The 25,327-nt window shown below is 56.9% G+C and carries 29 protein-coding genes; 8 read left to right on the plus strand and 21 right to left on the minus strand.

Annotation, left to right across the window (positions count from 1 at the left end; translation table 11 throughout):
• Window positions 1–36: 36 nt before the first annotated feature.
• Window positions 37–630, minus strand: a complete 594-nt coding sequence (locus ACR0MQ_RS12150; protein ID WP_170771622.1) for a TetR/AcrR family transcriptional regulator — start codon at window positions 628–630, stop codon at window positions 37–39.
• A gap of 11 nt (window positions 631–641) precedes the next feature.
• Window positions 642–914 (minus strand): hypothetical protein, encoded by a 273-nt coding sequence (locus ACR0MQ_RS12155; protein ID WP_480608460.1) that lies wholly within the window; start codon window positions 912–914, stop codon window positions 642–644.
• Window positions 915–1,018: 104 nt separating this feature from the next.
• Here ACR0MQ_RS12155 and ACR0MQ_RS12160 point away from each other — a divergent pair, with 104 nt between their 5' ends.
• Window positions 1,019–2,206, plus strand: coding sequence for an aromatic ring-hydroxylating oxygenase subunit alpha (locus ACR0MQ_RS12160; RefSeq protein ID WP_170771624.1), 1,188 nt, complete (start codon window positions 1,019–1,021; stop codon window positions 2,204–2,206).
• 55 nt (window positions 2,207–2,261) lie between these two features.
• Here the strand turns inward: ACR0MQ_RS12160 and dapD are convergent, their stop codons facing one another.
• The 5 genes from dapD to ACR0MQ_RS12185 form a co-directional block, all read right to left on the minus strand.
• Entirely contained in the window at window positions 2,262–3,089 is an 828-nt protein-coding gene (dapD, locus tag ACR0MQ_RS12165; RefSeq protein ID WP_170771626.1) for a 2,3,4,5-tetrahydropyridine-2,6-dicarboxylate N-succinyltransferase, read from the minus strand.
• A gap of 91 nt (window positions 3,090–3,180) precedes the next feature.
• Window positions 3,181–4,146, minus strand: coding sequence for a biotin synthase BioB (bioB, locus tag ACR0MQ_RS12170; protein ID WP_480608462.1), 966 nt, complete (start codon window positions 4,144–4,146; stop codon window positions 3,181–3,183).
• On the minus strand, window positions 4,139–4,726 hold the full coding sequence (locus ACR0MQ_RS12175; RefSeq protein ID WP_170545364.1) for a biotin transporter BioY: 588 nt from the start codon (window positions 4,724–4,726) through the stop codon (window positions 4,139–4,141). The genes bioB and ACR0MQ_RS12175 overlap by 8 nt, the downstream gene beginning before the upstream one ends.
• A 118-nt stretch (window positions 4,727–4,844) precedes the next feature.
• The gene (locus ACR0MQ_RS12180) at window positions 4,845–5,444 is read right to left on the minus strand and encodes a GntR family transcriptional regulator (RefSeq protein ID WP_480608464.1); all 600 of its coding nucleotides are present in this window, start codon (window positions 5,442–5,444) and stop codon (window positions 4,845–4,847) included.
• A gap of 44 nt (window positions 5,445–5,488) precedes the next feature.
• Complete coding sequence (locus ACR0MQ_RS12185) at window positions 5,489–6,400, minus strand: threonine/serine dehydratase (RefSeq protein ID WP_010440690.1); 912 nt, start codon at window positions 6,398–6,400, stop codon at window positions 5,489–5,491.
• Window positions 6,401–6,478: 78 nt separating this feature from the next.
• On the opposite strand from ACR0MQ_RS12185, the gene ACR0MQ_RS12190 reads away from it, so the two are divergent.
• Together ACR0MQ_RS12190 and ACR0MQ_RS12195 are read left to right on the plus strand one after the other, a co-directional pair.
• Entirely contained in the window at window positions 6,479–7,321 is an 843-nt protein-coding gene (locus ACR0MQ_RS12190) for an LOG family protein (RefSeq protein WP_480456553.1), read from the plus strand.
• Window positions 7,322–7,324: 3 nt separating this feature from the next.
• Entirely contained in the window at window positions 7,325–8,425 is a 1,101-nt protein-coding gene (locus tag ACR0MQ_RS12195; protein ID WP_480608467.1) for a cystathionine gamma-lyase, read from the plus strand.
• Here the strand turns inward: ACR0MQ_RS12195 and ACR0MQ_RS12200 are convergent.
• Window positions 8,420–8,809 (minus strand): hypothetical protein, encoded by a 390-nt coding sequence (locus ACR0MQ_RS12200; protein ID WP_480608469.1) that lies wholly within the window; start codon window positions 8,807–8,809, stop codon window positions 8,420–8,422. The genes ACR0MQ_RS12195 and ACR0MQ_RS12200 overlap by 6 nt on opposite strands.
• A gap of 161 nt (window positions 8,810–8,970) precedes the next feature.
• On the opposite strand from ACR0MQ_RS12200, the gene ACR0MQ_RS12205 reads away from it, so the two are divergent.
• From ACR0MQ_RS12205 to ACR0MQ_RS12215, 3 genes are all read left to right on the plus strand, one after another.
• On the plus strand, window positions 8,971–9,888 hold the full coding sequence (locus ACR0MQ_RS12205) for a J domain-containing protein (protein ID WP_170771638.1): 918 nt from the start codon (window positions 8,971–8,973) through the stop codon (window positions 9,886–9,888).
• Window positions 9,885–10,229, plus strand: a complete 345-nt coding sequence (locus ACR0MQ_RS12210) for a hypothetical protein (protein WP_170771640.1) — start codon at window positions 9,885–9,887, stop codon at window positions 10,227–10,229. Before ACR0MQ_RS12205 ends, ACR0MQ_RS12210 begins: the two co-directional genes overlap by 4 nt.
• Window positions 10,230–10,292: 63 nt before the next feature.
• On the plus strand, window positions 10,293–11,945 hold the full coding sequence (locus ACR0MQ_RS12215; protein WP_480608472.1) for a U32 family peptidase: 1,653 nt from the start codon (window positions 10,293–10,295) through the stop codon (window positions 11,943–11,945).
• A 3-nt stretch (window positions 11,946–11,948) separates the two neighbouring features.
• Here the strand turns inward: ACR0MQ_RS12215 and ACR0MQ_RS12220 are convergent, their stop codons facing one another.
• From ACR0MQ_RS12220 to ACR0MQ_RS12240, 5 genes are all read right to left on the minus strand, one after another.
• Entirely contained in the window at window positions 11,949–12,572 is a 624-nt protein-coding gene (locus ACR0MQ_RS12220; protein ID WP_480608474.1) for a cytochrome P460 family protein, read from the minus strand.
• A gap of 225 nt (window positions 12,573–12,797) precedes the next feature.
• A complete protein-coding gene (rlmN, locus tag ACR0MQ_RS12225) occupies window positions 12,798–13,985 on the minus strand; it encodes a dual-specificity RNA methyltransferase RlmN (protein ID WP_480608476.1) in 1,188 nt (395 codons plus the stop codon).
• A gap of 77 nt (window positions 13,986–14,062) precedes the next feature.
• Window positions 14,063–14,440 carry a lysozyme inhibitor LprI family protein gene (locus ACR0MQ_RS12230; protein WP_480608478.1) on the minus strand — a complete coding sequence of 126 codons (378 nt, stop codon included), beginning with the start codon at window positions 14,438–14,440 and terminating at the stop codon, window positions 14,063–14,065.
• Window positions 14,441–14,540: 100 nt separating this feature from the next.
• A complete protein-coding gene (locus tag ACR0MQ_RS12235) occupies window positions 14,541–14,711 on the minus strand; it encodes a hypothetical protein (RefSeq protein WP_170476416.1) in 171 nt (56 codons plus the stop codon).
• 176 nt (window positions 14,712–14,887) lie between these two features.
• Complete coding sequence (locus tag ACR0MQ_RS12240; RefSeq protein ID WP_010440673.1) at window positions 14,888–15,421, minus strand: invasion associated locus B family protein; 534 nt, start codon at window positions 15,419–15,421, stop codon at window positions 14,888–14,890.
• Window positions 15,422–15,600: 179 nt separating this feature from the next.
• Here ACR0MQ_RS12240 and ACR0MQ_RS12245 point away from each other — a divergent pair, with 179 nt between their 5' ends.
• Window positions 15,601–16,599 carry an asparaginase gene (locus ACR0MQ_RS12245; RefSeq protein ID WP_170771647.1) on the plus strand — a complete coding sequence of 333 codons (999 nt, stop codon included), beginning with the start codon at window positions 15,601–15,603 and terminating at the stop codon, window positions 16,597–16,599.
• Window positions 16,600–16,601: 2 nt separating this feature from the next.
• Here the strand turns inward: ACR0MQ_RS12245 and ACR0MQ_RS12250 are convergent, their stop codons facing one another.
• The 8 genes from ACR0MQ_RS12250 to hutI all read right to left on the minus strand — a co-directional run bounded on the left by ACR0MQ_RS12250 (window position 16,602) and on the right by hutI (window position 23,889).
• Window positions 16,602–16,922, minus strand: coding sequence for a YciI family protein (locus tag ACR0MQ_RS12250; protein ID WP_170590088.1), 321 nt, complete (start codon window positions 16,920–16,922; stop codon window positions 16,602–16,604).
• A 22-nt stretch (window positions 16,923–16,944) separates the two neighbouring features.
• A complete protein-coding gene (locus tag ACR0MQ_RS12255) occupies window positions 16,945–17,373 on the minus strand; it encodes an SRPBCC family protein (RefSeq protein WP_480608481.1) in 429 nt (142 codons plus the stop codon).
• Entirely contained in the window at window positions 17,361–17,690 is a 330-nt protein-coding gene (locus tag ACR0MQ_RS12260) for a metalloregulator ArsR/SmtB family transcription factor (RefSeq protein ID WP_170771651.1), read from the minus strand. Before ACR0MQ_RS12260 ends, ACR0MQ_RS12255 begins: the two co-directional genes overlap by 13 nt.
• Window positions 17,691–17,729: 39 nt before the next feature.
• The gene (gene serB / locus ACR0MQ_RS12265) at window positions 17,730–18,608 is read right to left on the minus strand and encodes a phosphoserine phosphatase SerB (protein WP_170771653.1); all 879 of its coding nucleotides are present in this window, start codon (window positions 18,606–18,608) and stop codon (window positions 17,730–17,732) included.
• 68 nt (window positions 18,609–18,676) lie between these two features.
• Entirely contained in the window at window positions 18,677–20,359 is a 1,683-nt protein-coding gene (gene hutU, locus ACR0MQ_RS12270) for a urocanate hydratase (protein WP_480608483.1), read from the minus strand.
• 1 nt (window position 20,360) lies between these two features.
• Complete coding sequence (hutG, locus tag ACR0MQ_RS12275) at window positions 20,361–21,152, minus strand: N-formylglutamate deformylase (protein ID WP_480608485.1); 792 nt, start codon at window positions 21,150–21,152, stop codon at window positions 20,361–20,363.
• A complete protein-coding gene (gene hutH, locus ACR0MQ_RS12280; RefSeq protein ID WP_480608487.1) occupies window positions 21,152–22,687 on the minus strand; it encodes a histidine ammonia-lyase in 1,536 nt (511 codons plus the stop codon). The genes hutG and hutH overlap by 1 nt, the downstream gene beginning before the upstream one ends.
• Complete coding sequence (gene hutI / locus ACR0MQ_RS12285; protein WP_480608489.1) at window positions 22,684–23,889, minus strand: imidazolonepropionase; 1,206 nt, start codon at window positions 23,887–23,889, stop codon at window positions 22,684–22,686. The genes hutH and hutI overlap by 4 nt, the downstream gene beginning before the upstream one ends.
• A gap of 81 nt (window positions 23,890–23,970) precedes the next feature.
• Here hutI and ACR0MQ_RS12290 point away from each other — a divergent pair, with 81 nt between their 5' ends.
• Window positions 23,971–25,326 (plus strand): formimidoylglutamate deiminase, encoded by a 1,356-nt coding sequence (locus tag ACR0MQ_RS12290; RefSeq protein ID WP_480608491.1) that lies wholly within the window; start codon window positions 23,971–23,973, stop codon window positions 25,324–25,326.
• The last annotated feature ends 1 nt before the right edge of the window (window position 25,327 follow it).

Genomic DNA, 25,327 nt, shown 5'->3' on the forward strand with positions numbered 1-25,327 from the left:
AGGCTCGCAATACGCCGACCCAGAGTGTGGGTCAACTCAGGTCCGACCGCTCTGGCAGGCCGCTTCCAGCAAAACCAATGCGGCTGCGCGCTGCCTGTCGCGCCACCCTTCCTTTGGAACCAAGGGCATTACCGCATCTGTATTGAAGTAAATCGCTGTGATCCCTGCAGCCGCGACATCCACAAGATTCGGATCAGCGCTTGTATTCTCAGCGCGGATCTCAGCAGCGATACGGTCTTCAAACTCGTATACGAAGCGCAACAGGGGTTGGCGAATTTCTTTGTGCCGCTCCGAGGCCGCAACCAAAGCCGCAAAAACGGCGGCGCTTTCAGAAGAATAATCAACGCGTCCAAACAACGCTTCGATCAAAGCATCAATGCGCCCTGTTGCTGGCAACATATCGAAGAAGGTTTTTGTCCGCGTAGCAAAATCACTCAGAACATGGTCCAGCAGGCGCTGGATCATTTCTTCGCGATTGCCAAGGTAGTGACGAAGCAGAGGCCGCGCGATCCCCGCTTCTTCAGAGATACGGGCGAGTGTTGAGCCATCCAATCCATAACGCGCGACACATCTGGTAAATGCGCTCAGTATTTCCTGCGTACGGACATCTTTCAAACTGGTTCTGGGCATGAGTTAATCATTCAGGCGGTCTGAGTGGGGAAAAGGTCCGTCAGGATGTAAAGTACTCCGAAGCCGAACCACATCGCCGTTAGCACCCAGAATAAAACCGGGTTCTCTCTGCGCTCAATAGCTTCAACAAGAAAGGCCTGCCCTGATCGAATTGCCAGAACGCCCCAGTACACAAAAACCACGCCCCAGATCGCATATACCCCCGCCAGTGTTGATGCCAACAGCACCAGCACAGCCGCGATAGTCATCCATTTGTGATGCCTTAGGCTGTTTCCAGGTTTCATCTGCCCGCCTTATCCCTCGGTCGAAATCTTGAAATTGGATACTGGACAAATCACATTATTGTCAATAATGACAATTATCATTTTTGACAATCTAAGGAAGTGACATGCAAGCCCCGGCATCGCTACCCGACAAACCGAAAAACCAACTACCGCAAGAAGCCTATGTTTCAGAGGATTGGTTTCAGGTTGAACAAGCACATATCTTCAGCCGCTGCTGGACCTTTGCCGGTGTGACAATGGATTTTCCTGAACCCGGAGATTTTCGCACGATCAAAGCCGGAGCAAATTCCGTGATTGTCATCAAAGGCGCCGATGGTGAGTTACGCGGGTTTCACAATCTTTGCCGCCATCGTGGTACAGAACTTCTGGAAGGATGCGGCAATGCAGGCAAAACCATTGTCTGCCCCTATCACAACTGGGTCTACAATCTGGACGGTGCTTTGCGCGGAGTTCCTGCCCAGCGTGAGTGCTTTCCTGATCTCGACAAGAAATCCAATGCGCTTTTTGGGGCGGCTGTGGGCGTATTTCGCAATCTTGTTTTCGTTAATCCTGACCCGGATGCGGATTTTGACAAATGGCTGAGCGGGCTGGATCAGGTTCCCTGGCCGCATGATCTGAACTCGACCGAGCTGCAGGAAAATCCCGACAACGTGGTTTATGAAATCGACTGCAACTGGAAGGTCTTCTTCGAGAACGCAATTGATGGCTATCATCTCGCCTATCTGCACAAAGACACGCTGGGAGGGCCGACCCATGACAAAAACCTGTGGGAGGTGTTTGGTCAAAATATGATTTGGTGGTCGACCGAGCGCGAAGGTGTGAAACACAGGATTCCGCAATTCGTTGAAAACTCTGCCAAAGGTTCAGGTTTGAAAACCGTCAAAAATGCTGAAACTCCGGGGTATGGCGGGGTCTACATGCTGTTCCCAACCACGATCCTGACGCCCAATCCCTGGGGATTCTCGATTTCAACGATGGAACCCATAAGCGCAAACAGGATGCGATTAAGGGTGCGGAACTGGTCTCCTAAGGGCTGGTTTACTTACACGCACCGCGCGGCTGACATTCCCGGGTACGATGCCGAAACAGGGCTGATAAAATCCTCGCACTGGACCAAACACCCGCTGGAAACGGGCGATTTCCAAACCGAAGATGTCTGGGTTTGCGAAAAGATGCAAAAATCCATGCAGTCTCCGCGCTTCGAAGTGGGCGCCCTCGCCATAGGCGCTGGCGGCGAGGCCGCAATAGATTTCTTTCAACAGACAGTGCTAGGGTTGATGCCCAAGCAATAATAGATTTGGCCGCAGCATCTATTCTGCGGCCAAATCTTAAATAAACAGCTCAGGATCAGTCGCGCAGCAGATCGTTGATCCCGGTTTTCGAGCGCGTCTTTTCATCAACGCGTTTCACGATGACCGCGCAGTACAGGCTGACGTTGTTCTTGGACGGCATCGAGCCTGCAACAACCACTGAATAGGGCGGAACCTCGCCATACATAACCTCACCGGTTTCGCGATCGACAATCTTGGTCGACTTGCCAATGAATACGCCCATGCCCAGAACCGAGCCTTCGCGGACAATACAGCCCTCAACAACCTCGGAACGGGCACCGATAAAGCAGTTATCTTCGATGATGGTGGGACCAGCCTGCATTGGCTCCAGCACTCCGCCGATGCCAACACCGCCCGACAGGTGCACATTCTTTCCGATCTGTGCGCAAGAGCCGACCGTTGCCCAGGTATCGACCATGGTGCCTTCGTCCACATAAGCACCCAGGTTCACAAATGACGGCATCAACACCGCACCGGGTGCAACATAGGCTGACTTGCGCACGACGCAGTTGGGCACCGCCCGGAAACCTGCAGCGCGCCACTGGTTCTCATCCCAACCGGCGAACTTGCTGTCGACCTTGTCCCACCAGCCACCGGCTTGCGGGCCGCCATTTTGGATCTCCATATCCTTGATACGGAACCCCAGAAGAACGGCCTTCTTAGCCCACTGGTTTACGTGCCAGTTGCCATCTGCCTGCTTTTCGGCAACGCGCAATGAACCGCTGTCCAACGCATTCAGAGTATCCTCGATGGCCTCACGCTGCTCGCCCGTCGTGGCCGGTGTGATCGTATCACGCATGTCCCAGGCGGCTTCGATAGCGGCTTCCAGTTGCGCGTTTGACATAGGCGTCTCCCTAGAGAATCTGTTCACGTTGATGTGGCCTATACGCAAGGTGAAACCATGGCGCAATGCGACGCAAGCAACCCTACATGCGTCAATCTTCTGCTATTGCGCCAAGAACTGTAAACATGTCCCTGTCATTTTGCGTTCCGGCATTGGGTGCGGTCAGCAAAACATCTCCGTAGAAAACCGAGTTTGCGCCGGCTAGAAAACACAATGCCTGCTCTGCGGTCGAAAAGTCAGACCGGCCCGCCGACAAGCGTACGCGGGTTGCTGGCATGGTGGTTCGTGCGGTCGCAACCATGCGCACCAGGTCGAAGATGCTCACCTTCTCTCGTTGCTCCAGCGGAGTGCCCTTAATCGGGATCAGAGCATTGATTGGAACGCTTTCGGGATGTGGGTCAAAACTCGCTAGAACCTGCAATAGAGAAGCACGATCCCGCAGACTTTCACCCATGCCGATGATACCTCCACAACACAGATCGATACCTTCGTCACGGCAATAGCTGAGTGTTTCCAACCGATCCTGATAGGTGCGCGTCCCGATGATCTCACCATAGAACTCCGGCGAGGTGTCAAGGTTGTGATTGTAGGCAGTTAGTCCCGCGTCGGCGAGTCGTTGGGCCTGATGCGGCTTCAACATACCCAGTGTCACGCAGGCTTCCATCCCCAGATTGCGAACGCCCCGAACCATTTCCAGAACATTGTCGAATTCTTCCCCATCCCGCACTTGGCGCCACGCGGCCCCCATGCAGAACCGCTCGGCCCCGGCATCCCTGGCCCGTTTCGCCAGCGAGACCACATGCCCGGGGTCCATCAATTTCTCTTTGGTCAGTTCGACCTCGCGGTGATGCGCGGATTGAGGGCAATAGGCACAATCTTCCGGGCAGCTGCCGGTTTTGATCGATAGCAGGCTGGCCTTCTGAATGTCTTCCGGGTCGTGATACGTCCGATGGATGGTGTTTGCACGGCCAACCAGATCCAGCAGCGGGAGGCGCAGTAGCGCCTCCACCTCATCCACGGTCCAGTTGCTGCGGATGTCCTGTCCGGTATCAAGCATCCGCTTGCGACCCGCGGATTTTCTGCATCAAACCCGTTGGCAGGCCAATCACCATAACGGCCGCCAACGCGATCTTTACAAGATCACCTACGATAAACGGGCTGAAACCGTAAACCAGCACTTTGTCCGCAGGTACAAACTGGGCCAGCCACCCCAGACCCAGAGCGTAGATCGCTACAAGTCCAGCTAACATGGCCGGGACCAAAAACAGCTTGCGCAGATTATCCGCCACCCATCCGACGATGGCCGCGGCAACAACGAAGCCGAGCAGATAGCCACCAGTGCCGCCCATCATATAGGCCAGTCCGATGCCTTTTTCGGGTGTCCCGGCAAAAACCGGCAGACCGACGGCTCCAGCCACCATGTAGCCAATCACAGTTGCGGATCCGAGGCGCATCCCGAAAGCTGCAGAAATCGCCATGACGGCAGCGACCTGCAGGGTCATCGGCACCGGCCAAAATGGCACTTGGACTTTTGCGCTGGCTGTCAGCAGAAGGATGCCCATCACGACACGGATGATCTGTCCCGCCGGGCTGAGCGCACCGGTAGTCGGCAAGGCGGATCGCAGCATGGTTTTCATTGTGTTTCCTTTTATAGATAATTATTGACCAGTTGACTCATGATCATCATTTTTATCTATTAAAAATCAAGTGAAATCTTCAGCGGTGAAAAAATAGCACTTAACTGCCTGAAATAATTCAATTTGCGCGGCGAATGTGGCGCACCAGAATCGATGTCGCCGCTGACACATCTTTGCTTTTTAACGCCTGAATTATAGCCGCGTGATCCGTATCGATCCGCTGCATCCATTTTGGTCGCCAGTGCGCGAACAGATGCCGCGCGCTGGCAATATGCAGATCATCAATCGCATGCAACAGGCGAGGTAGGCCGCATGGCGTCAGGATAGCTCGGTGAAAGATTCTGTTCCGCGCTTCCCATTGCGGCATACTGTCAGCCTCATCGCAGTCTTTTCGCGCCCGATCAGCTAATTTCAGTGCGGTTGGGGTCATGTTTTGCGCTGAATGCTGCAATGCCAGAGATTCAAGCGCGACACGCATTTCGATCACCTCACGCACTTCGGCGGGGTCCAAGGCAGTGACACGCATGCCCTTTCGCGGCTCGCTTTTGGCCAATCCATGTGCCTCAAGCCGCAGCAGCGCTTCGCGCACCGGCACATGGCTGGTTTCAAAGTCGCGCGCGATATGGTCCTGACGCAACTTCTCACCGGCGGCAAGGTCGCCAGTTATGATCTTCTGGCTCAGCGCTTGATATATCGTGTCGGCAATGGTTGCAGTCATAAATTATAGATAAAATTCACAACGTGTTTCCACAAGCAGTTAATTCAATCAGCCAGGGGGTCCGGCGCAATATTCCCACCGCAGATAAGAACCGCAACCCGCTCATCTGGTTCGGGCTGATATGCACCTGAGATCAGCGCAGCCATGGCTGCCGCCCCAGCTGGTTCCACCAAAATTCGATGAGCTTGCCACAATGTCTGCTGGGCCTGCGCTATCGCCTCATCGGGAACCAAAACCGAAGTCATCCCCTGTGCCAGACCGAAGCAGATATCGCCAATTCGACGTGCGCCTAACGCATTCGCTGCAATGCCTGAGACCGAAACATCAACCGGCTCACCTTCTGCCAAGGCAGCATTCAGCGCGCAGGAGGTTTCCGGCTCGACAGCCACAACCTTGCGCGCACCCTGAAACCAAGCCAGCGCCCCAGCAATCAGGCCGCCGCCACCGACAGCAACCAGAACTGTATCTGCCTGCAAACCCTGCGCGTCCCATTCAGCAAAACACGTCCCTTGCCCGGCAACAGTTGCGGGCGCGTCATAGGCGTGGATTTGCATTGCACCAGATTCAGCCTCATGTGCCTGAGCCATGGTCAAAGCGTTGGCATATTCCCCCGGAACCACGCTCAGATCGGCTCCGATCCGTTCGATCAGGGAAATCTTCGACGGTCCTGCAAGCTCGGGCACAAAAATCTTCGCCGGATGACCTAACGCATGCGCCGCATAAGCCGCAGCCGCTCCATGGTTGCCACCCGATGCCGCCACCACGCCCGCCGAAGGAACATCCATGCTGAGCAAAGTGTTGAACGCGCCGCGCGCTTTGAAGCTGCCAGTGTGTTGCATATGCTCCAGCTTCAACTCGAGCGGATAACCCAGCGCATTGCTCTGCATCACAGGTGTGATTTGTGCATGTCCGGCAATGCGATCCCGCGCTGCCAATATTTCACTTTTCCAATCCATTCTTGTCTTTCCGTGACTGGCACTCTTCCCGCGAACCCTATAGCTGTTTTGGAAACACGCAAGCAGGGAACCCCGTTTATGAGAGAAGATCGCCTCAGCCCCTTTCGCGACGCACAGACCGACCGCTCGACCGCAAGCGAAGTGCCGGACACGCCGCAGACGCGGTCATCGGCCTATCGACTTGCCTTCGCTGATGATGATTTCCTGTGCCGGGATGAGCTGCGCCCCGTTCGCCTGCAACTGGAGTTGCTCAAGCCCGAGATGATCATGACCGAGCGTGAGATCACCTCGACTATCGTCATGTTTGGCGGTGCGCGCATCCCGGAACCAGCCCAGAAACACACGGCGCGGACTGAGACCTTGGCCGGGCTGTCAAAATACTACGATGAGGCGCGCGAGTTTGCGCGCCTGATGACAGAGAAATCGAACCAGACCGGCTGCCGTGAGAATGTGATCGTCACCGGCGGCGGACCCGGCGTAATGGAAGCGGGTAATCGCGGTGCACTGGATGCGGGTGGCTGTTCGATCGGCCTGAACATCGTGCTGCCGCACGAACAGGCCCCGAACCTGTATGTAACGCCTGATCTCAGCTTCAACTTCCACTATTTTGCTATCCGCAAAATGCACTTCCTGATGCGCGCCCGCGCCATCACTATTTTCCCGGGCGGGTTCGGCACCATGGATGAGTTGTTCGAATCCCTGACCCTAATCCAGACAGGACGGATGGAACGCGTTCCGTTCCTGCTGTTCGGGCGTGAGTTCTGGGAGAGAGTCATCAACTGGGAGGCGCTGGCGGACGCGGGCACCATCTCAGACGAAGATCTGGACCTGTTCCGCTTTGTCGACACCGCGCAGGAGGCGGTCGAGATTATCGAGAACTGGGAGCCCGCTCCCCCGCGTGACCAAATTCCGGGACGCTGAACTATGACTAGACCCAAGACCGGCGAGATGCTCCACCTGCGCGGAAACGCGTTGGACAAGGGCGAGCCTGTGGCCCTGCCATTGACCCAAAGCAGCATGTTTCATTTGCCGGGTGATCCAGACGGTCACGCCAGTTATGGCCGAGTCGACAACCCGACTTGGGTTCACCTGGAGCACGTCCTGTCGCATCTCGAAAACGCGCCTTGCCTCAGCTTTCCTTCTGGCATGGGGGCGATTTCGGCTGCGCTGTTTGCCACGGTCAAAGCAGGGTCTCGTTTGCTGATCCCATCCGACGGATATTATGTGACCCGGCTTCTGGCCGACCGGTTCCTGTCGAATCTAGGCGTTTCAATCGTCGAACGCCCAACTACTGCCTTTGCCGAAGGTGGCTTTGATGGAATTGATGTCGTGTTCTCGGAAAGCCCATCGAACCCCGGTCTGGATATGCTTGATCTGCCAGCAATCGCCAGGCCCGTGCGCGAGGCTGGTGGCATCACGATTGCCGACAACACAACCATGACACCATTGGGCCAACGCCCACTGGACCTTGGCGTCGATGTGGTGGTGAGTTCGGATACGAAGGCGATGGGCGGGCATTCGGACCTGCTGATGGGCCATATCGCCAGCCGCGATGCGCAAATCATGGAACGCGTAGAGGAATGGCGCCGCGTTTCAGGTGCGATACCTGGGCCGCACGAGGCGTGGTTGTTGCACCGTGGCCTTGAAACGCTGGATGTGCGGTTTGATCGCATGTGTAACTCGGCGCAAGTTCTAGCCGAACGGTTGGCATCGCACCCGGCCGTGAAACACATTCGCTATCCCGGCCTGCCCGGTGATCCATCACACGCATTGGCGGCTGCCCAAACCGCTCGGTTCGGTTTTCTGCTGACAATCACGCTGGAGTCTGAGGCGAAAGCCGAACAGTTCATCAACGCCTGCCCCCTGTTGCGCCCTGCCACATCCTTCGGCGGTGTCCACAGCTCAGCCGAGCGGCGTGCCCGCTGGGGCGATGCGGTCGACCCTGCCTTTATCCGCTTGTCTGTCGGGTGCGAGCCGGTAGAAGAACTGTGGCGGGCGATCGAGGCCAGCCTGAACGCGTTATGATTTCTTCTTAGGTTCACGCAGCTCGGTGAACACGTAGATTGGCAGCACGATGCTGGCGATCAACGCGCCCAGCCATACCAGCAAAGTCGCTGCCAGTAAGTTGGAAATACCTCCAACTGTTAGCCCCGCTGTTATCAGATCGGTCACCAGCAAGCCCGCAAATGTGACAATCAGTGCGATCCCACCTTTCAGCGCCGGGGCCTTCTTCTCGCCCAGCTTCAGGATCAGCGGTTCGGCCACAACCTGAACCAGCGTGAAGACAATCACTACAACGATGAACGAGATCGGCTTGATTGCAAAGCCCGCCAGCAGCAGCGAAGCAAGCAACAACCCGATGGCATTCCCGGCTAGTAACGCGAGAGCGGATTTTATTCTGCGCGACATAAGGTGATCTCCGACAATCAACACTTCGAAACATGCAGATATTAGCAGAACAACCAGAATTTGCGAGGTAATTCGACTCCGAAGGTTTTTTGACCTGTTGAAATCACATGATAAAATACCTTCATCAAGGCCAGACCATACCTACATCAACGAGAGGCAATATGAGCGACGATCCCTATACCGTTCTTGGTGTCGCCAAAGACGCCAGCGATGCCGAGATCAAGAAAGCCTATCGGAAAATCGCAAAGGAGTGTCACCCGGACCTTAAGCCGGGTGATGCGGAAGCCGAAGCCAAGTTCAAAGCCGCTGCCGCCGCTTATGACCTGTTAAAAGACCCCGAAACGCGCAAACGCTATGACAATGGCGAAATTGATGCGTCGGGTCAGGAACGTCCGCAGCAGCAATATTATCGGGACTATGCCGAAGCTGCAGGCAACCCCTATCGCGGGTATTCGACCGAGCAAGACGACATGTCCGACATCTTCGCCGAGTTCATGCGCGGGCGGGGTGGTTATGGCCAACGAACACAAGAGTTCCACGCGCCAGGGCACAACCTGAATTACTCACTGCAGATTAGTTTTCTGGATGCCGTATTCGGCGCCAGCCAAAAGCTGACCCTACCGGATGGGAACCGGATTGAGGTGAAGATACCGGCGGGCATCACGACCGGTCAAACCATCCGTCTGCGTGGCAAAGGGGCACCGGGATATGGCGAAGGCCCTCCCGGGGATGCACTGGTCACCATCTCGGTTGCGGATCATCCGGTGTTTGACCGTCAGGGCGATGACATCCACATTACTTTGCCCATCACCATTGACGAAGCGGTACTGGGCGGCAAGGTCCAAGCGCCCACCATCGACGGGGGCGTCAATGTCAGTGTCCCTGCAGGGACCAGCAGCGGCAAAACCCTGCGCCTGCGTGGCAAAGGGGTCAAGAAGCGCGGTTCGTCCGATAGGGGTGATCAGTTCATCGAATTGACCGTCGCAATGCCAGACAAGGTAGACGATGAATTGAAGCAATTCATGGAGACATGGCGCGAAACCCACAGCTATGATCCGCGCAAAGGAATGCCGTCATGAGCCGTACATTGACCGAAGCCGAACTGATCGAAACCATCGCCCGCCTGACTTCGGATCGCCTTACCGAATATCTGGCAGCTGAGATCGTGATCCCCGAGCAATCGGAGCAAGGGCTGCGATATCAGCGCATCGACGTTGCCCGACTGGAACTGGCATGCGAACTGCATGACCAGTACGACATGGAGGCCGATGCCCTGTCGATGATGATCTCGCTTATCGACCAGATGCATGGGCTGCGCGCCGAATTGCGCGAGGTGCTAAACGCGGTCGAGGCGCAACCAGAACCTGTTCGAAAACAACTGATCGAGGTCATCGGCACAGCGCGATTCCGTCGCAGGTAACGGGGTTTTGGGCACAGGGGTTTTGGCGTAGAACACGCCCTTGATCCTTAGCCCGGTATCCCTATGACCCAGTTCAGATCCGAATTGCTGATGCCTGCAGGCAATCTGCGCAAATTGAAACTCGCCATCCTGTATGGCGCGGATGCGGTCTATCTGGGCACACCGGATATGTCGCTGCGCACAAAGTCCGAGTTCTCGCTGGAAGAGGTGATCGAGGGGGTCGAATTTTGCCATAGCCATGGCCGGCGCGCGTACCTGACGCTGAACTTGTTCTCGCACAATAAAGACATCCCGAAGCTGGATGAATACGTCGACACCGTCCGCAAGGTGAAGCCCGACGGGCTAATCATCGCTGATCCCGGCGTGTTCCAATACGTCCGCGAACGGGCACCGGAACTGCCGCTGCATATCTCGACGCAAGCCAATATCTGTTCGTGGCTTTCGGTGAAGTTCTGGCAGGATCAAGGGGCTGAGCTTGTGGTACTGGCCCGCGAAGTCTCCTACCCCGAACTGGTCGAAATCCGCGAGAAATGTCCCGACATCAAGCTTGAAGCCTTCGTCCACGGCGCCATGTGCATGACCTATTCGGGCCGCTGCCTGCTATCGAACTTCATGGCCGAACGCGGGGCCAATCAAGGCAACTGTGCCAATTCCTGCCGTTGGAATTATGGTCTGAAACTGCGTCTGAAAGACGGTACGCATCAGGAGTTGCGCATTACCGACGAAAACGCCGACCTGTTCGAGTTCTTGTTGGAAGAAGGCTGCCGCCCCGGCGATTTAATGCCCATCGAAGAGGATGACCGGGGGTCCTACATCCTCAACTCGCGCGATCTGTGCATCATGCCGAAACTGGATGAATACCTGAAGATCGGCGTCGACAGCCTGAAGGTCGAAGGGCGCGGCAAGTCGGAATACTACGCCGCCATCGTTGCACGGGCCTATCGTATGGCCATTGACGACTATCACGCCGACCCCGAGAACTGGGACCCGAAACCTTACATGCGTGAACTCGAAACCGTCGGGAACCGAGGCTACACGCTTGCCTTCCACGAAGGCCGACTGACAAACTACGCACATGATTACGAGCACACCGCGTCTATCGCGCAGTGGGAATATGCGGGAATCGTCACTGAAGTGACCGAGGATGCCTTTCTAGTCGAGGTGAAAAACAAGCTGGAACCTGGGGATGTGTTAGACTTCGTCTCTCCGATTTCACGCGATACCGTGTTGTTACGGGTTTATAACTTCGAACGCGCCCAAGATGGCGCGAGACTAGACGTGGTGCATGGAAGCACCAAGACAATCATCCGCGTACCATTCACGCTGTTCGATCACGAGGATATCGAAGATCTACGCGCGCGTTTCCCAGTCTACTCGGTTCTGCGCAAGGAACGCGCCCTGACCGACGAACACTGGAGCCGCATTCGGTTCGACAAGCTGGTGCAAGGGCTGGAAACCTCGGGTCTTGACAACGCCAAAGCTTATGCGCGCCGTCGCGATGAACTGATTGAGAAAATCGGAGAAGACGGCAACAAACGCCGCTTCAAAACCAATCGCATCGGAACCGAAGGGTGTTGCGGCAAAGGCTGCAACGGCTGTTTGATCTTCTGGCAGGATGAGAAATACGCGCGTGCACGCGAGGTTCTGTCCAAACGCAAGCAGGGTGAGCAACTTAGCCGCCGTGAGGCCACCGAACTGACCTTACCAGCAAGCTGAAGTTCAGTTCTCGACGCGATACTCTTCAGGCACGTAAAACGTATTATCCCTGTCAGCAACTGCCTCGTGGCAGACATGGCAGTAATCGACCTCGGACGCGCGAAATCCCATCGTGTCGCCAAACAGCGAACCATCCGGCATCACCATGATGTATCGCCAATCTGCTGTCTCAGGGTTGGTACCCGCCGGTAGTTTTTCCATCACGAACAAGGCACCCGGATGCACGTTACCCTCATCGGTGACGGTCATGCTGTCTTTGGCCAGAACCGAGCCCACAGGCAAAACCTCACCTTCCTGCAAGGTTCCGTAATTATGCGCCATGCGATTGGCGTAGCTGTTGACATAGCGCTGCCCATGGGTGGCCGAGATATAGGGCGCATCGTTGAAAAGCGGCCAGGCTTGATAGTTCAAAAGCACGTCCAACTGGGCTGCGGCATAGCCTCGTTCCATGCGCCGGGACAGAGATTTGTAATGAGCCTGAGCATCTTCCTTGGACAGATTAGCCGGGTTTTCAATGGCCAGATGAGCATCCTGATCGTTGTTCTGTGCATTTCCCGCAACAGAAATAAGCCCCAACACCGCAATAAACAGCACGATCTTAACGATCGGCAGGTGTCTTGTAATCATTCTATGGCCTCCCTGACTGATCAGTTCGCCGAAATGCCGCATTAAGTTCGAAAAATGATAGCGGCCTTAAATAGTGTTGCTAGCACCGCCCCAGCAACTTCACCACTTTGTGTTTGCTAGTGACCCCCCAACCAGAGCAGATGCCCCTTAAACATAGCAAATTCTGAATGCCAAAACAGCATTCAATTTATTAAGTTTATCGTAGTGGCGGACAATCTGCGGAATCTAGCGGTTCAGGCCAGCCTCGGCCTCAATCTGCTTGCGCGATTTTCGGGCGCGTTCGGTGGCCGATTTCAACTGCCCGCAGGCAGCCATGATATCCTCACCGCGCGTTTTGCGGATGGGTGAGGCATAACCCGCTTGATAAATGATATTGGCAAAGGCTCGGATGCGATTGTTCGAGCTACGCTTGTAAGGCGCGCCGGGCCATTCGTTGAACGGAATCAAGTTGATTTTGGCCGGAATCTTATGGCGCTTGATGTGCTCGATCAGTCGATGCGCGTCCTCATCGCTGTCGTTCACGCCATCCAGCATCACGTATTCAAACGTAATTCGCTCGGAGTTCGAGGCATTGGGGTAGCTAGCCAGTGCCTGCAGCAGTTCTTCGATGTTCCAGCGCTTGTTGATTGGCACTAGCACGTCGCGGGTTTCATCGGTTGTGGCGTGGAACGAGATCGCCAATAGGCAGCCAATTTCCTTGGCCGTACGTTCAATTTCAGGGACCACACCCGAAGTCGACAGGGTAATACGTCGGCGCGACAGGGAAATCCCTTCGGGGTCCATGGCGATCTTCATCGCGTCACGGACATTTTCAAAGTTATAGAGCGGCTCGCCCATACCCATCAGCACGATATTCGACAACAGCCGTGTCTCGTCCTTGGGGGCACCGGGTGTCGGCCATTCCTCAAGATCGTCCCGCGCCATCATGACCTGCCCGACGATCTCTGCCGCGGTCAGATTGCGCACCAGTTTCTGTGTACCCGTATGACAGAATGAGCAGGTCAGCGTGCAACCGACCTGAGACGAGATGCACAGCGTACCGCGATCTTCTTCGGGGATGTAGACGACCTCTACTTCGTGCCCTCCCGCGATGCGACACAGGTATTTGCGTGTGCCGTCCTCGGACACCTGACGGGTCACGACTTCGGGGATTTCGATTACGAAATTCTCGGCAAGTTGTGCCCGATAAGCTTTGGCGAGGTTGGTCATCTCACCAAAATCGCGCACGCCCCATTGATAGATCCACTGCCAGATCTGGCCCGTGCGCATCTTAGCCTGCTTTTCCGGTGTACCATGCTCAATCAGCACATCGCGCAATTGATCACGGGTGAGGCCAACAAGGTTCACCTTCCCCTCGGGCAATTTGCGGGGGATGGTCATGACATCTTGAGTGATCGGCGCTTTGGGCGACATGTGGCTATCTCAATGGATTCTGGCTTGGGATGCGCCTCTATATAGGAACGCGCACAAAGATCAAAAGAAATCGTGCATCAATTTGCATAGCGCAGCAATTCGTCAACACGTGCCCGCCCAAGATCAACGCGGCACGCAGTTATGGCAATGCCGGTGCCTGATCCACCACCAAACGACGCACTCACCGCTTCGCACTGTGCATCGCGATAAGCTGTCCACGCGTTTTGCGATGCCTCCAGCGCGGGCGTGGCGACAGCGCGACCGGTGACGTCATCCAGTTCTTTTGCAGCGCCAAGTGCCAAGGAATAGCTGGAGTCTATCGCGGCATTCACGCGCGTTTCCATGTCCGAAACACAAGACCCAATCTCAACCTGCGATCCGGCGTCGATACACTCCATTGTTGGGTCCGCAACTGCGGACATGGGAAACAGTAGAAAAACAATAGCCCATCGCATCCGTCGATCCTCCTGACAGAGACACCTGTCTATCACAGATCAAAACCCACGCCCAATCAAGTTGGACCGCCAAGGCAGAAACCTCAGCGGTCCATTTTTGTCAGTTTACTGCAGGTGGGATGTAGCAATCTTCTGCATCCAGAGTTTTTACGGGATCTTCCGGTCCACATTGCTCACCCGTAATTGGATAAGTTTCCGCTTCCTTCTCGCATCCTGCAAGGATCGCCGCAGACGCCACCAAAAGCGCGGACAGATATTTGTTTGGATTCATTGCCAACTCCTCAAATTGATCTAAACTGATTAGTTCAGAAATTCGAGAAGTCGGCTTTGACACGGATCAAAAACACATTCTGACGTTGGATAAATTTCCAATAAACCCAAAAGATCTACCCATACGTAGAAAACCCCGCCGGATAGCGGGGTTTCGAGGTCATATCTGTGTGCACTTTAGTTCGTGCAGCGCTTTTCAGCGTCTTCGATCGCGGCCGTGAAACCCAGCAATGAGAACGTATCTTTGGTCTGTGTTCCACGTTCCGAACGGGCAGTCAGCACGGCTTCGCTTCCGCGCTTCATAGCCGTGACGATCTTGGCATCGTCCGAGGCGGTTGCAGGCCACGCCCATTCGCCATCCGTGAACAGTTCGAATTCGCTGCCATCGACAAGTAGATTGACAGTCGATCCAGAGGCAAACGGATAGCCGCCGGTAAAGGTCACTTGCCCTTTGACCTCAGCATTTGGGCGGTAGAACACAAACAGCAGGATATCGCTGCGCCGCACGGAAACGACGCGGCCACCGCGTGTGTTCACTGTTTCCTTGGGCGCGGAAACGCTCCAGCATTCGGTGGGGTCTTCTTCGACAAACACGCTCCAATCGGTCTTTGCCGCGACGCGGTTCGTACTGGTCGCCTGCTGAGCAATTGCCGTTGTCGCCATTCCTGCCATACACAGGCCCGCGATCACGCGAACGAGCTTTAGTCCCATCTGTCCAGCCTCCTAGCCCGACCTAATACCTCATACCCATCGGACATGCGTGCGAACCCTGCCGGTTCGTCTGTTCAGTTGCGTATTCCGATGATTGTCGACATACACACACTAACGCAGGTTTCGCCACAGGCGAAAGGGCGATTGGCAGATTTTTGCGCATGATTTATGGGGTGGACATGACACAAGCCGTACCGATGACAGAACTCTGGCGCGGATCGCTATTAGAGAGCCTGCATCTGGGTCACGCAGTGATCTGTGACGATAGTAGTCAGATCGTGCGCAGTTGGGGGGATCCGAACGCGATAATCTACCCCCGATCCTCGGCCAAAATGATCCAGGCCCTGCCGTTGATCACCTCGGGTGCGGCGGCGAAATACGGTTTGAACAGCGAACATCTGGCACTGGCCTGTGCCTCGCATAACGGGGCGCATATCCATACCGATCGCGTGTCCGCATGGCTCGATCACCTCGGCCTGTCCGAGCCCGATCTGCGCTGCGGCCCGCAGGAACCCGCTGACATGGCAGCCAGAGACGGACTGGTCCTGGCGGACGATACGCCCTGTCAAATACACAATAATTGCTCAGGTAAGCATTGCGGATTCCTGACTTTGGCCCAGCATATGGGGGCCGGGCCTGAATATCTTGAAATCGATCACCCGGTTCAGCAGGCCTGCCTGTCTGCCATCGAAGAGACCACAGGTGAGACGAGCCCAACCTTTGGGATCGATGGTTGCTCAGCCCCGAATTTTGCGACGTCCCTGGTGGGACTTGCGCGATCAATGGCATGGTTTGCGTCAGCCGCTGACCGGTCAGACCGCTCCAGCGAAGCAGCATCGCAGCTTACGGCGGCGATGGTGAAGCACCCCGAACTTGTCGCCGGAGAAACCCGCGCCTGTACCGAATTAATGCGCGCGATGCATGGTCGTGTGGCGATCAAAACAGGCGCCGAAGCCGTTTTTGTCGCCATCATTCCCGAGAAGAGAATGGGTATTGCGCTGAAAATCACGGACGGCACGACCCGCGCCAGCGAATGCGCCATCGCGGCCATTCTGGTAAACTTGGGCGTGCTAGCGGCCAATCACCCGGCCACCCGCAAATTCATGAACGCCATACAATACAGCCGTCGCGGGCTGGAATGCGGCGTGATCAAACCTGCGCCGGGATTCCCCGGGTAGGGCTACATCTCGATCTCGTGCACCTCGGCCACTTCGACCGAGCCTGAGCCGTTCACCACCATCGGACAGCCCTTGGCCATCGCAGTTGCGGCTTCGATGCTATCCGCCTTTACAACCGTGAAACCCGAGGCCGGGTTGGCGCCGCCATTGTCTTCGACCCCGCCACTGCTGACAGTATAGGATTGACCCACGGGGTTTCCGGGAATCTCCAGCGAACCGCCAATGTCCTGAAACCATGCACCCCAGGCGGCCATGGTCGCCTCGACCTCGGCGGGATCGGTTGGGGTGTGGCCCCCGTGATAAACAAACAAATATTGGGGCATATCGCTCCTCTCTGATGAAAACCTATGTGCAAAGTGCTTCGAGCTTGCGCAGCGAAGACGTCCAGCCTTCGTTGTGGTTCGTGGCCGACTCGGCATCAACAAGCTCGCGATGATCGACCACCAGCCGTGATCCGCTGTCGGTCGCAGTGACCGAGAAGGTCACATGGCTTTCGGCACCGCGCTGATCCTGATCGTCGTGCCATGCCCATGTAAATCCAACCGATTTTGGCCGATCGATATGGGTGACGTGCCCCGAAACCTTGAATTGCTGGCCCTCGCCATTCTGCATCACCGAATACCACGGACCAATGCGCGAAAAATCGAGATCATGTTCCGGCACATGCAGACCCTCGGGGCCCCACCATTGCAGCAGTTTTGCGCCGTCGCTGACCCATGCGAACAGGTCCTCGGGGCTGACGGGAAAATCTCGTTCCAGTTTCAGCTCGGCCATGAGTTCTCCTTTTCAATAAGTTCGCCCAAACGGTCGAGGCTGCTTTCCCAAAATTGTCGTTTCGAAATCGTCCACTCGGCAATTGCGCGTAGACCCTCAGGCTGCACCGAATACATCCGCTGCGTGCCGCGCACCCGTTGTTGCACCAACCCGGCCTCGCGCAGGACCTTCAGGTGACGCGAGATCGCAGCCCCTGACATACCCTTGCCTTCAATCAGGTCGCCGACGGGCAGCTCGCCATCGTCCATCAGTTGCTCGACAATCGAGAACCGAGTGGCATCGGACAAAGCGGAGAATGTGGCCAGAAGCGTGTTCATGACCTTATTTAACATATACGTTAAATTAAAGAAAGCCTTTTAGAGGCCGTGAAACTCTGACCTGCTGTAGCCCTGCAGATACAACAACGCCGTCAGATCGCCGTGATTTACGCGGACATCACATTCGGCAGCGACCGAGGGCTTCGCGTGCAGCGCAACACCCGTTCCGGCCAGGCTCAACATGCCAAGATCATTGGCACCGTCACCAACAGCGATTGCATCACTTTCTAAAATGCCAAGGCTGGCCGTGATCTGCTCCAATGCCTCGATTTTGGCCTGTCGCCCCAGTATGGGCCGCTTCACGTAGCCGGTAAGCTTTCCATCCTCTGCCAGCAATGTATTCGCCCGGCTCTCATCGAACCCAAGCTCTTCGGCGACCTTGGCTGTAAAAGCGGTAAAACCACCCGATACCAAAGCGGCGTAGGCACCATTCGCACGCATCGTGGAAAGTAAGGCCTTACCGCCGGGCATCAGCGTGATCCGTTCCTCAAGAACCTTGCCGATCACGCCTTCATCTAGCCCCTTCAACAGGCCGACGCGCTCGGTCAGCGCACCTTCGAAATCCAGTTCGCCATTCATCGCGCGCGCGGTGATGTCCTTGACGCGATCGCCCACACCAGCCTCATCAGCCAGTTCGTCGATGCATTCCTGTTGGATCATGGTGCTGTCCATATCAGCCAACAGCATCTTTTTCCGGCGACCTTCGGCTTTTTGCACGACCAGGTCGACGCCCATCTGCTGCAAGTCGGCCCATACGTCCCAGCGATTGTCGGGAATTTCTGGCAAGAAAATCTCAGCCGCCTCATCGGGACACAGCCAATTCGCCTCACCCCCGCCCCAAGCATTCCGCAACGACTCGACCAGCGTTGCCTCCAGCGAAGGGGTCGCTGGGTTGGTCAGCAAAGTGGCTACGTACATGTCAGGCCTCCGATTTGCACACCCGCGAGATATCGCAGGTGCAGCATTTTCGCCAGAGGCAGTTTGATCTAGCCCAGAATACCTGGCAGCCGCAGCCCATGTTCGCGGGCGCAGTCTTTGGCGATCTCGTACCCCGCATCCGCGTGGCGCCACACCCCCGAGGCGGGATCGTTCCACAACACCCGCTCCAGGCGCCGTGCGGCATCATCGGTGCCATCTGCACAGATCACCACACCTGCATGCTGGCTAAAGCCCATACCCACGCCGCCGCCATGATGCAACGAAACCCAGGTCGCACCGCTGGCCGTATTGATCAGCGCATTCAGCAGCGGCCAGTCCGACACAGCGTCTGAGCCATCCAGCATCGCCTCGGTCTCGCGGTTTGGGCTGGCGACCGAGCCCGAGTCCAGATGGTCTCGCCCAATGACAACTGGCGCTTTCAGCTCGCCATTGGCCACCATTTCGTTGAAGGCCAATCCGGCGCGATGACGATCACCAAGGCCGATCCAGCAAATACGTGCCGGAAGACCCTGAAACGCGATGCGTTCTTGCGCCATGTCGAGCCAGCGATGCAGGTGCTCGTTCTTGGGGAACAATTCCTTCATTTTGGCGTCAGTCTTGTAAATATCCTCGGGGTCACCAGACAAGGCACACCAGCGGAACGGGCCGATGCCTTTGCAGAACAACGGGCGAATATAGGCGGGGACAAATCCAGGGAACGCAAAGGCGTTCTCAAGACCTTCGTCTTGAGCCACCTGTCGGATGTTGTTGCCGTAATCCAGCGTCGGAACGCCCGCATTCCAGAAGTCGACCATCGCAGCGACATGCTGCTTCATCGACGCACGGGCAGCCTTTTCAACCGACTTAGGTTCAGTCTCTCGCTTGTCCTTCCACTGTGCCATGCTCCAACCGATCGGTAGGTACCCATTGATCGGGTCATGGGCGCTGGTTTGGTCAGTGACGATATCGGGGCGCATGCCACCGGCCTGCATCCGCGCGTAAATCTCGGGGAACACCTCCGCCGCATTGCCCAGCAGACCCACAGATTTCGCCTCGCCCGCCTTTGTCCAGCGGTCGATCATCTCAAGCGCTTCGTCCAGCGTTTCGGCTTTTTCGTCGAGATACTTGGTGCGCAGGCGGAAATCGATCGAGTCTGGATTGCACTCAACTGCCAGACAACTGGCACCGGCAAACACCGCTGCTAGAGGCTGTGCGCCACCCATGCCGCCCAGACCACCGGTCAGAATCCACTTGCCAGTAAGGTCACCGCCATAGTGCTGACGACCTGCCTCGGCAAAGGTCTCATAGGTGCCCTGAACGATGCCCTGCGTACCGATATAGATCCACGACCCAGCCGTCATCTGGCCGTACATCATCAAGCCCTTCTTATCGAGCTCGTTAAAATGATCCCAATTGGCCCAATGCGGCACGATGTTCGAGTTGGCGATTAGAACGCGCGGTGCATCTTTATGAGTATGGATGATCGCCACCGGTTTGCCCGACTGGACAATCAGGGTTTCATCCTCTTCGAGATCCTTCAGCCCTGCGACGATCCGGTCGAAATCGTTCCATGTCCGCGCCGCCCGACCGATGCCTCCATAAACCACCAGCTCATGCGGGTTTTCGGCCACATCCGGATGCAGGTTGTTCATCATCATCCGCAATGGCGCTTCGGTGACCCAGCTTTTTGCGTTCAGTTCGGGGCCGGTGGGCGGATAGATATCGCGGGTATTCTTGCGAGGATCGGTCATGTCAAAGCTCCAATGCAGTGTCTTGGATGGCGTCGAGAATATCCACCAACCAGCGACGCAGGCCTTCGGCTTTCTTGTCGTCAAACGTCCACGGAGGGGTTTCGGTGGAAAGATAGGTGGATTGCGCCAGCTCCATCTGGATCGCGTGCAGGCCTTCATTCGGGCGGCCATAGTGGCGGGTCGTCCAGCCCCCTCGGAACCGCCCGTTCAGGACGGTGCTGTAGGGGGAGGAATGCGAAAATTCATAGGCTGCAGCCTCAATGCCGGGGGCGCAGGTCACACCGCCATCGGTGCCGATGTTCAAATCCGACAGGGTACCTTCGAACAGGAACGGGATCTTGCTGCGGATCGAGTGGCAGTCAAACAGGATCGCCACCCCGTGTTTTGCACGCACCCTTTCAAGCTCTTGCTCAAGCGCGTTGTGGTAGGGCGCGTGGTAGGCGATGCGTCGCGCTTCAATCTCATCGGCTGAGGGCTCCTGCCCTTCTGCCCAGATCGTCTGACCGTCAAAATCGGTCAATGGCACCAATGTTGTCGTGTTCTGCCCCGGATACAATGATGCGCCCGCAGGGTCTCGGTTGGCGTCGATCACATAACGGTGGATATGAGATTGCACGACCGTCGCATTGGCCACCAACCCATCGTAGAGCTTGTTGATGTGCCAATCCGTATCCGTCAAAATTTGCCCGTTCGCATTCAGTCGCGCGGCGATGTCGTCGGGTACAAACGTGCCGCCATGCGGCTGCCCCAGAACGATAGGCCCATCGCCACTCTGAATACTGAAAACCTGCATCACGACAGCTCCGGCATAGTCAGAGCAGCCGCCTGTAGAACAGCGCCGCTTTCGACCAACGACTTCGCCGTTTCCAACTCGGGTGCCAGATAGCGATCATCGCCTAGCGACGGAATATCCTCGCGCAAACGCCCAACGACGCTGATCAGCGACTTGCTGGTAGCCAGAGGCGCACGGAACTCGATGCCTTGTGAGGCACAGAGCAGTTCGATCCCCAAAATATAGTTCAGATTATCCACCATCCGGCTCAGCCGCCGCGCCCCGTGGGCAGCCATCGAGACGTGGTCTTCCTGGTTGGCCGATGTGGGCGTGCTGTCTGTCACGCAGGGGTTGGCCAGGTGCTTGTTTTCGCTCATCAGAGCGGCCGTAGTGACCTCGGCGATCATCAGGCCCGAGTTCAGCCCTGGCTCTGGCGTCAGGAATGTTGGCAGATCAAAGCTGAGCGCAGGATCGACCATCAGCGCGATCCGACGTTGCGCGATTGCTCCAATTTCGGACAGGGCCAGTGCGATCATATCGGCGGCAAAGCCTACCGGCTCGGCGTGGAAGTTCCCACCCGAGACAATGGCATCCGGATCGGTCAGAACCAGTGGGTTGTCGGTGGCCGCGTTGGCCTCGATCACCAGTGTTGCGGCAGCTTGTCGGATCACGTCCATCGCCGCGCCGGTCACTTGAGGCTGGCAACGAATGCAGTATGGGTCTTGAACCCGCGTATCCCCATCGCGATGGCTTTCGCGGATTTCGGAGCCGTCCAAAGTGGCCCGCATCGCCGCTGCTGCCTCGATCTGTCCACGATGGCCGCGCAATGCGTGAATTTCGGGCTGCAGAGGGGCGGTGGAGCCCATGATCGCATCCGTTGACGCCGCCGATATCACCAACGCGTTTTGCGCCGAACGCCAGCCTTCGAACAAACCGGCCAGCGCAAAGGCGGTCGAAAATTGTGTCCCATTGATGAACGCAAGACCTTCCTTTGGGCCAAGTTGAATCGGCTCTAGCCCAACTGTTTTCAAAGCCTCCGCACCCGGCATGACGGTGCCGTTTACCTCTGCCTCGCCCTCCCCGATCACCACTGCGGTCATATGCGCCAAGGGCGCCAGATCACCTGACGCGCCGACCGAACCCTGCGCCGGGATCACGGGCGTCACACCGCGGGCCAGCATTTGTTGCGACAATGCGACAAGCTCCCAGCGAACCCCCGACGCTCCGCGCCCGAAGGACAGCAGCTTGAGCGACATCATCAGCCGTGCCAGACGACGCGGCACCGCAGGGCCCACCCCGCAACAATGGCTGAGGATCAGGTTGCGCTGCAGGGTCGAGGTGTCCTTGGCCGCAATCTTATGGCTCGCCAGCTTACCGAAGCCGGTATTCACGCCATAGACGGGCTCAGTCCCTTCGGCGGCTTGCGCTATACGAGCCGCAGCGGCATCTACCTTGGGTCGGCAGGCATCATCCAGCGAGATCGCGGCCTCGGTCCAATAAATCTCAGCCAATTGATCCAGCGACACCTGGCCCGGAGTGAGCGGTAGGGGAGTCATTCCTCACCTCCAAAAATACGTTTGTGCAGCGGGTTGAAACCGATGCGATAGGACAGTTCGGCCGGATGGGAGATGTCCCAAACAGCGAGATCAGCACGCAAACCGGGTGCGATCATGCCCGTATCATCCAGACCCAAAGCGCGGGCCGCGACGCGGGTGACACCTGCCAGGGCTTCCTCGGGTGTCATGCGAAACAAGGTGCAACCCATGTTCATCGTCAAAAGCAGAGAGGTCAGCGGTGATGACCCCGGATTGCAATCGGTCGCCAGCGCCATTGGCACATTCTGCTGCCGCAACATCTCAACTGGCGGCATCTGCGTCTCGCGCAGCGTGTAGAATGCGCCGGGCAGAAGGACCGCAACCGTTCCGGCGGTGGCCATGGCGGCAACACCGTCGGCGTCCAGATACTCGATATGATCAGCGGACAAAGCCCCGTAGGCTGCCGCCAGCTTTGCCCCGCCGAGGTTAGACAACTGCTCAGCATGCAGCTTCACCGGCAAGCCAAGCTCTTGCGCGACAACAAAAACCCGTTCGATCTGTGTGGGATCAAAGGCAATGCCTTCGCAGAACCCATCCACTGCGTCCACCAGCCCTTCGGCATGGGCCGCGCGCAGGGTCGGGATGCAGACCTCATCAATATAGGCATCGTCGCGGCCCGCATATTCCGGCGGAGTGGCATGTGCGCCCAGAAAGCTGGTCTTAACCCGAACGGGCCGCTCCTGCGCGATACAGCGTGCGGCGCGCAGCATGCGAAGCTCGGTTTCGGAATCCAAACCGTAGCCAGACTTTACTTCTATGCAGGAGGCCCCTTCGGCCAACAGCGCATCCACGCGTGGCAAAGCGCCTGCAAGCAACTCATCTTCTGTTGCCGCCCGCGTCCCATTTACGGTCGACAGGATGCCCCCGCCCGCGCGCGCGATTTCCTCGTAGGTCGCTCCGTTTAGGCGCATCTCGAACTCTACCGCGCGGTTACCGCCGAATACTACATGGGTGTGGGCATCAATCAGCCCGGGCGTGATCAGTCGGTCACCGTAATCAACACGCTGCCATTTAGCATAAGCTGCTGGAACTTCAGATTGACTGCCCACCCAGACGATCTGTGATCCTTCGACGGCTATCGCGCCATCCTCAATCATCCCATAGGGCTGGTCGCCCCCCATGGTGGCCACCTGTTTACAGCAAAGAACGGTTTTTTTTGTCATGGCGATTCTTTTGGGCTCCCCCTGCGCTTGATTTTTTCGTATACGGGTAAATTCATAAAGTCTACACAAAATGGAATTGCGATGACGGTTCATGCCAAAACGGCCCTGTTAGGCTCTGACTGGGTTAGCGATCTTCGGGTTGAAATCGAACACGGCCGGATCACGAAGCTGGAACACGGGAAAGACGCCCATCCAAGCGACACCCGTGTCGATGTCCTGCTTCCCGCTTTGGCCAACCTGCACAGCCACGCCTTTCAGCGCGCCATGGCCGGTATGACCGAAACCCGCGCTGCCGGGCGCGAAAGCTTTTGGACCTGGCGCACCCTGATGTACCGCTTTCTGAATCGCCTCACCCCAGAGCACATCGAAGCCATCGCTGCACTGGTTTTCATGGAAATGCAGGAGGCCGGGTATGCCTCGGTCGGGGAATTTCACTATGTCCACCACCAACCCGGCGGTGCGCCCTTTACGCAGCTTTCCGAGCTGAGCCAGCGCATCTTTTCGGCAGCAAGCCAAACCGGGATTGGCCTGACGCATCTGCCCGTGCTCTACACCTATGGCGGCGTCAAACAAGAGCCGCTGGCAGGTGGTCAGTTACGCTTCAGCAATGATGTGGATCGGTTTTTGCAGCTTACTGAAGAGTGCCAACCACTTCTGCCCCACGCAGATAGTCAGATTGGCATCGCGCCGCATTCCTTGCGCGCGACCTCACCGGATGACCTGCAGCAGGTGCTCAAGGCAACTCCTAACGGCCCGGTGCATATCCATATCTCGGAACAAGAGAAGGAGGTCGCGGATGTCGAGGCCGCTCTGGGTCAGCGTCCGGTGGATTGGTTGTTGAACAACGCGGACGTGAACGAGCGCTGGTGCCTGATCCACGCCACCCACATGACCGAAGATGAAACCCGCGCCCTCGCCCAATCCGGAGCGGTCGCCGGTCTCTGCCCGATCACCGAGGCCAATCTGGGCGATGGCATCTTCAATGGGGCTGTCTATACCGACGCCGGAGGTGCCTTTGGTGTCGGATCAGACTCGAATGTACGCATTTCACTGCCTGAGGAGTTGCGGACGCTGGAATATTCCCAAAGGTTGCGTGACAAAGCGCGCACGGTTTTGGTGCGCGGCGAAGGATCGGTTGGTCAGGCTCTTTATACCGGGGCCGCACGAGGTGGAGCGCAAGCCCTTGGGCGCGCGGCTGGAAATATAGCTGTGGGTCACCTTGCCGATCTGGTAGCAATCGATCGCAGCCACCCAACTCTGTGCAGTCTGCGCGACGATCAGCTGCTTGACGGGCTCTGCTTTGCGGCGCCAGACGGAACTGTGTCCGATTTGTGGTCTGCCGGGCGACATCAAGTGTGCGGCGGGCGGCACATCGCCCGCGATGCGATCCTGATCAATTATCGCGCGGCGATGAGTGACCTGCTGGCGGACCTTTGAA

The organism is Ruegeria sp. AN6 (assembly GCF_056540425.1).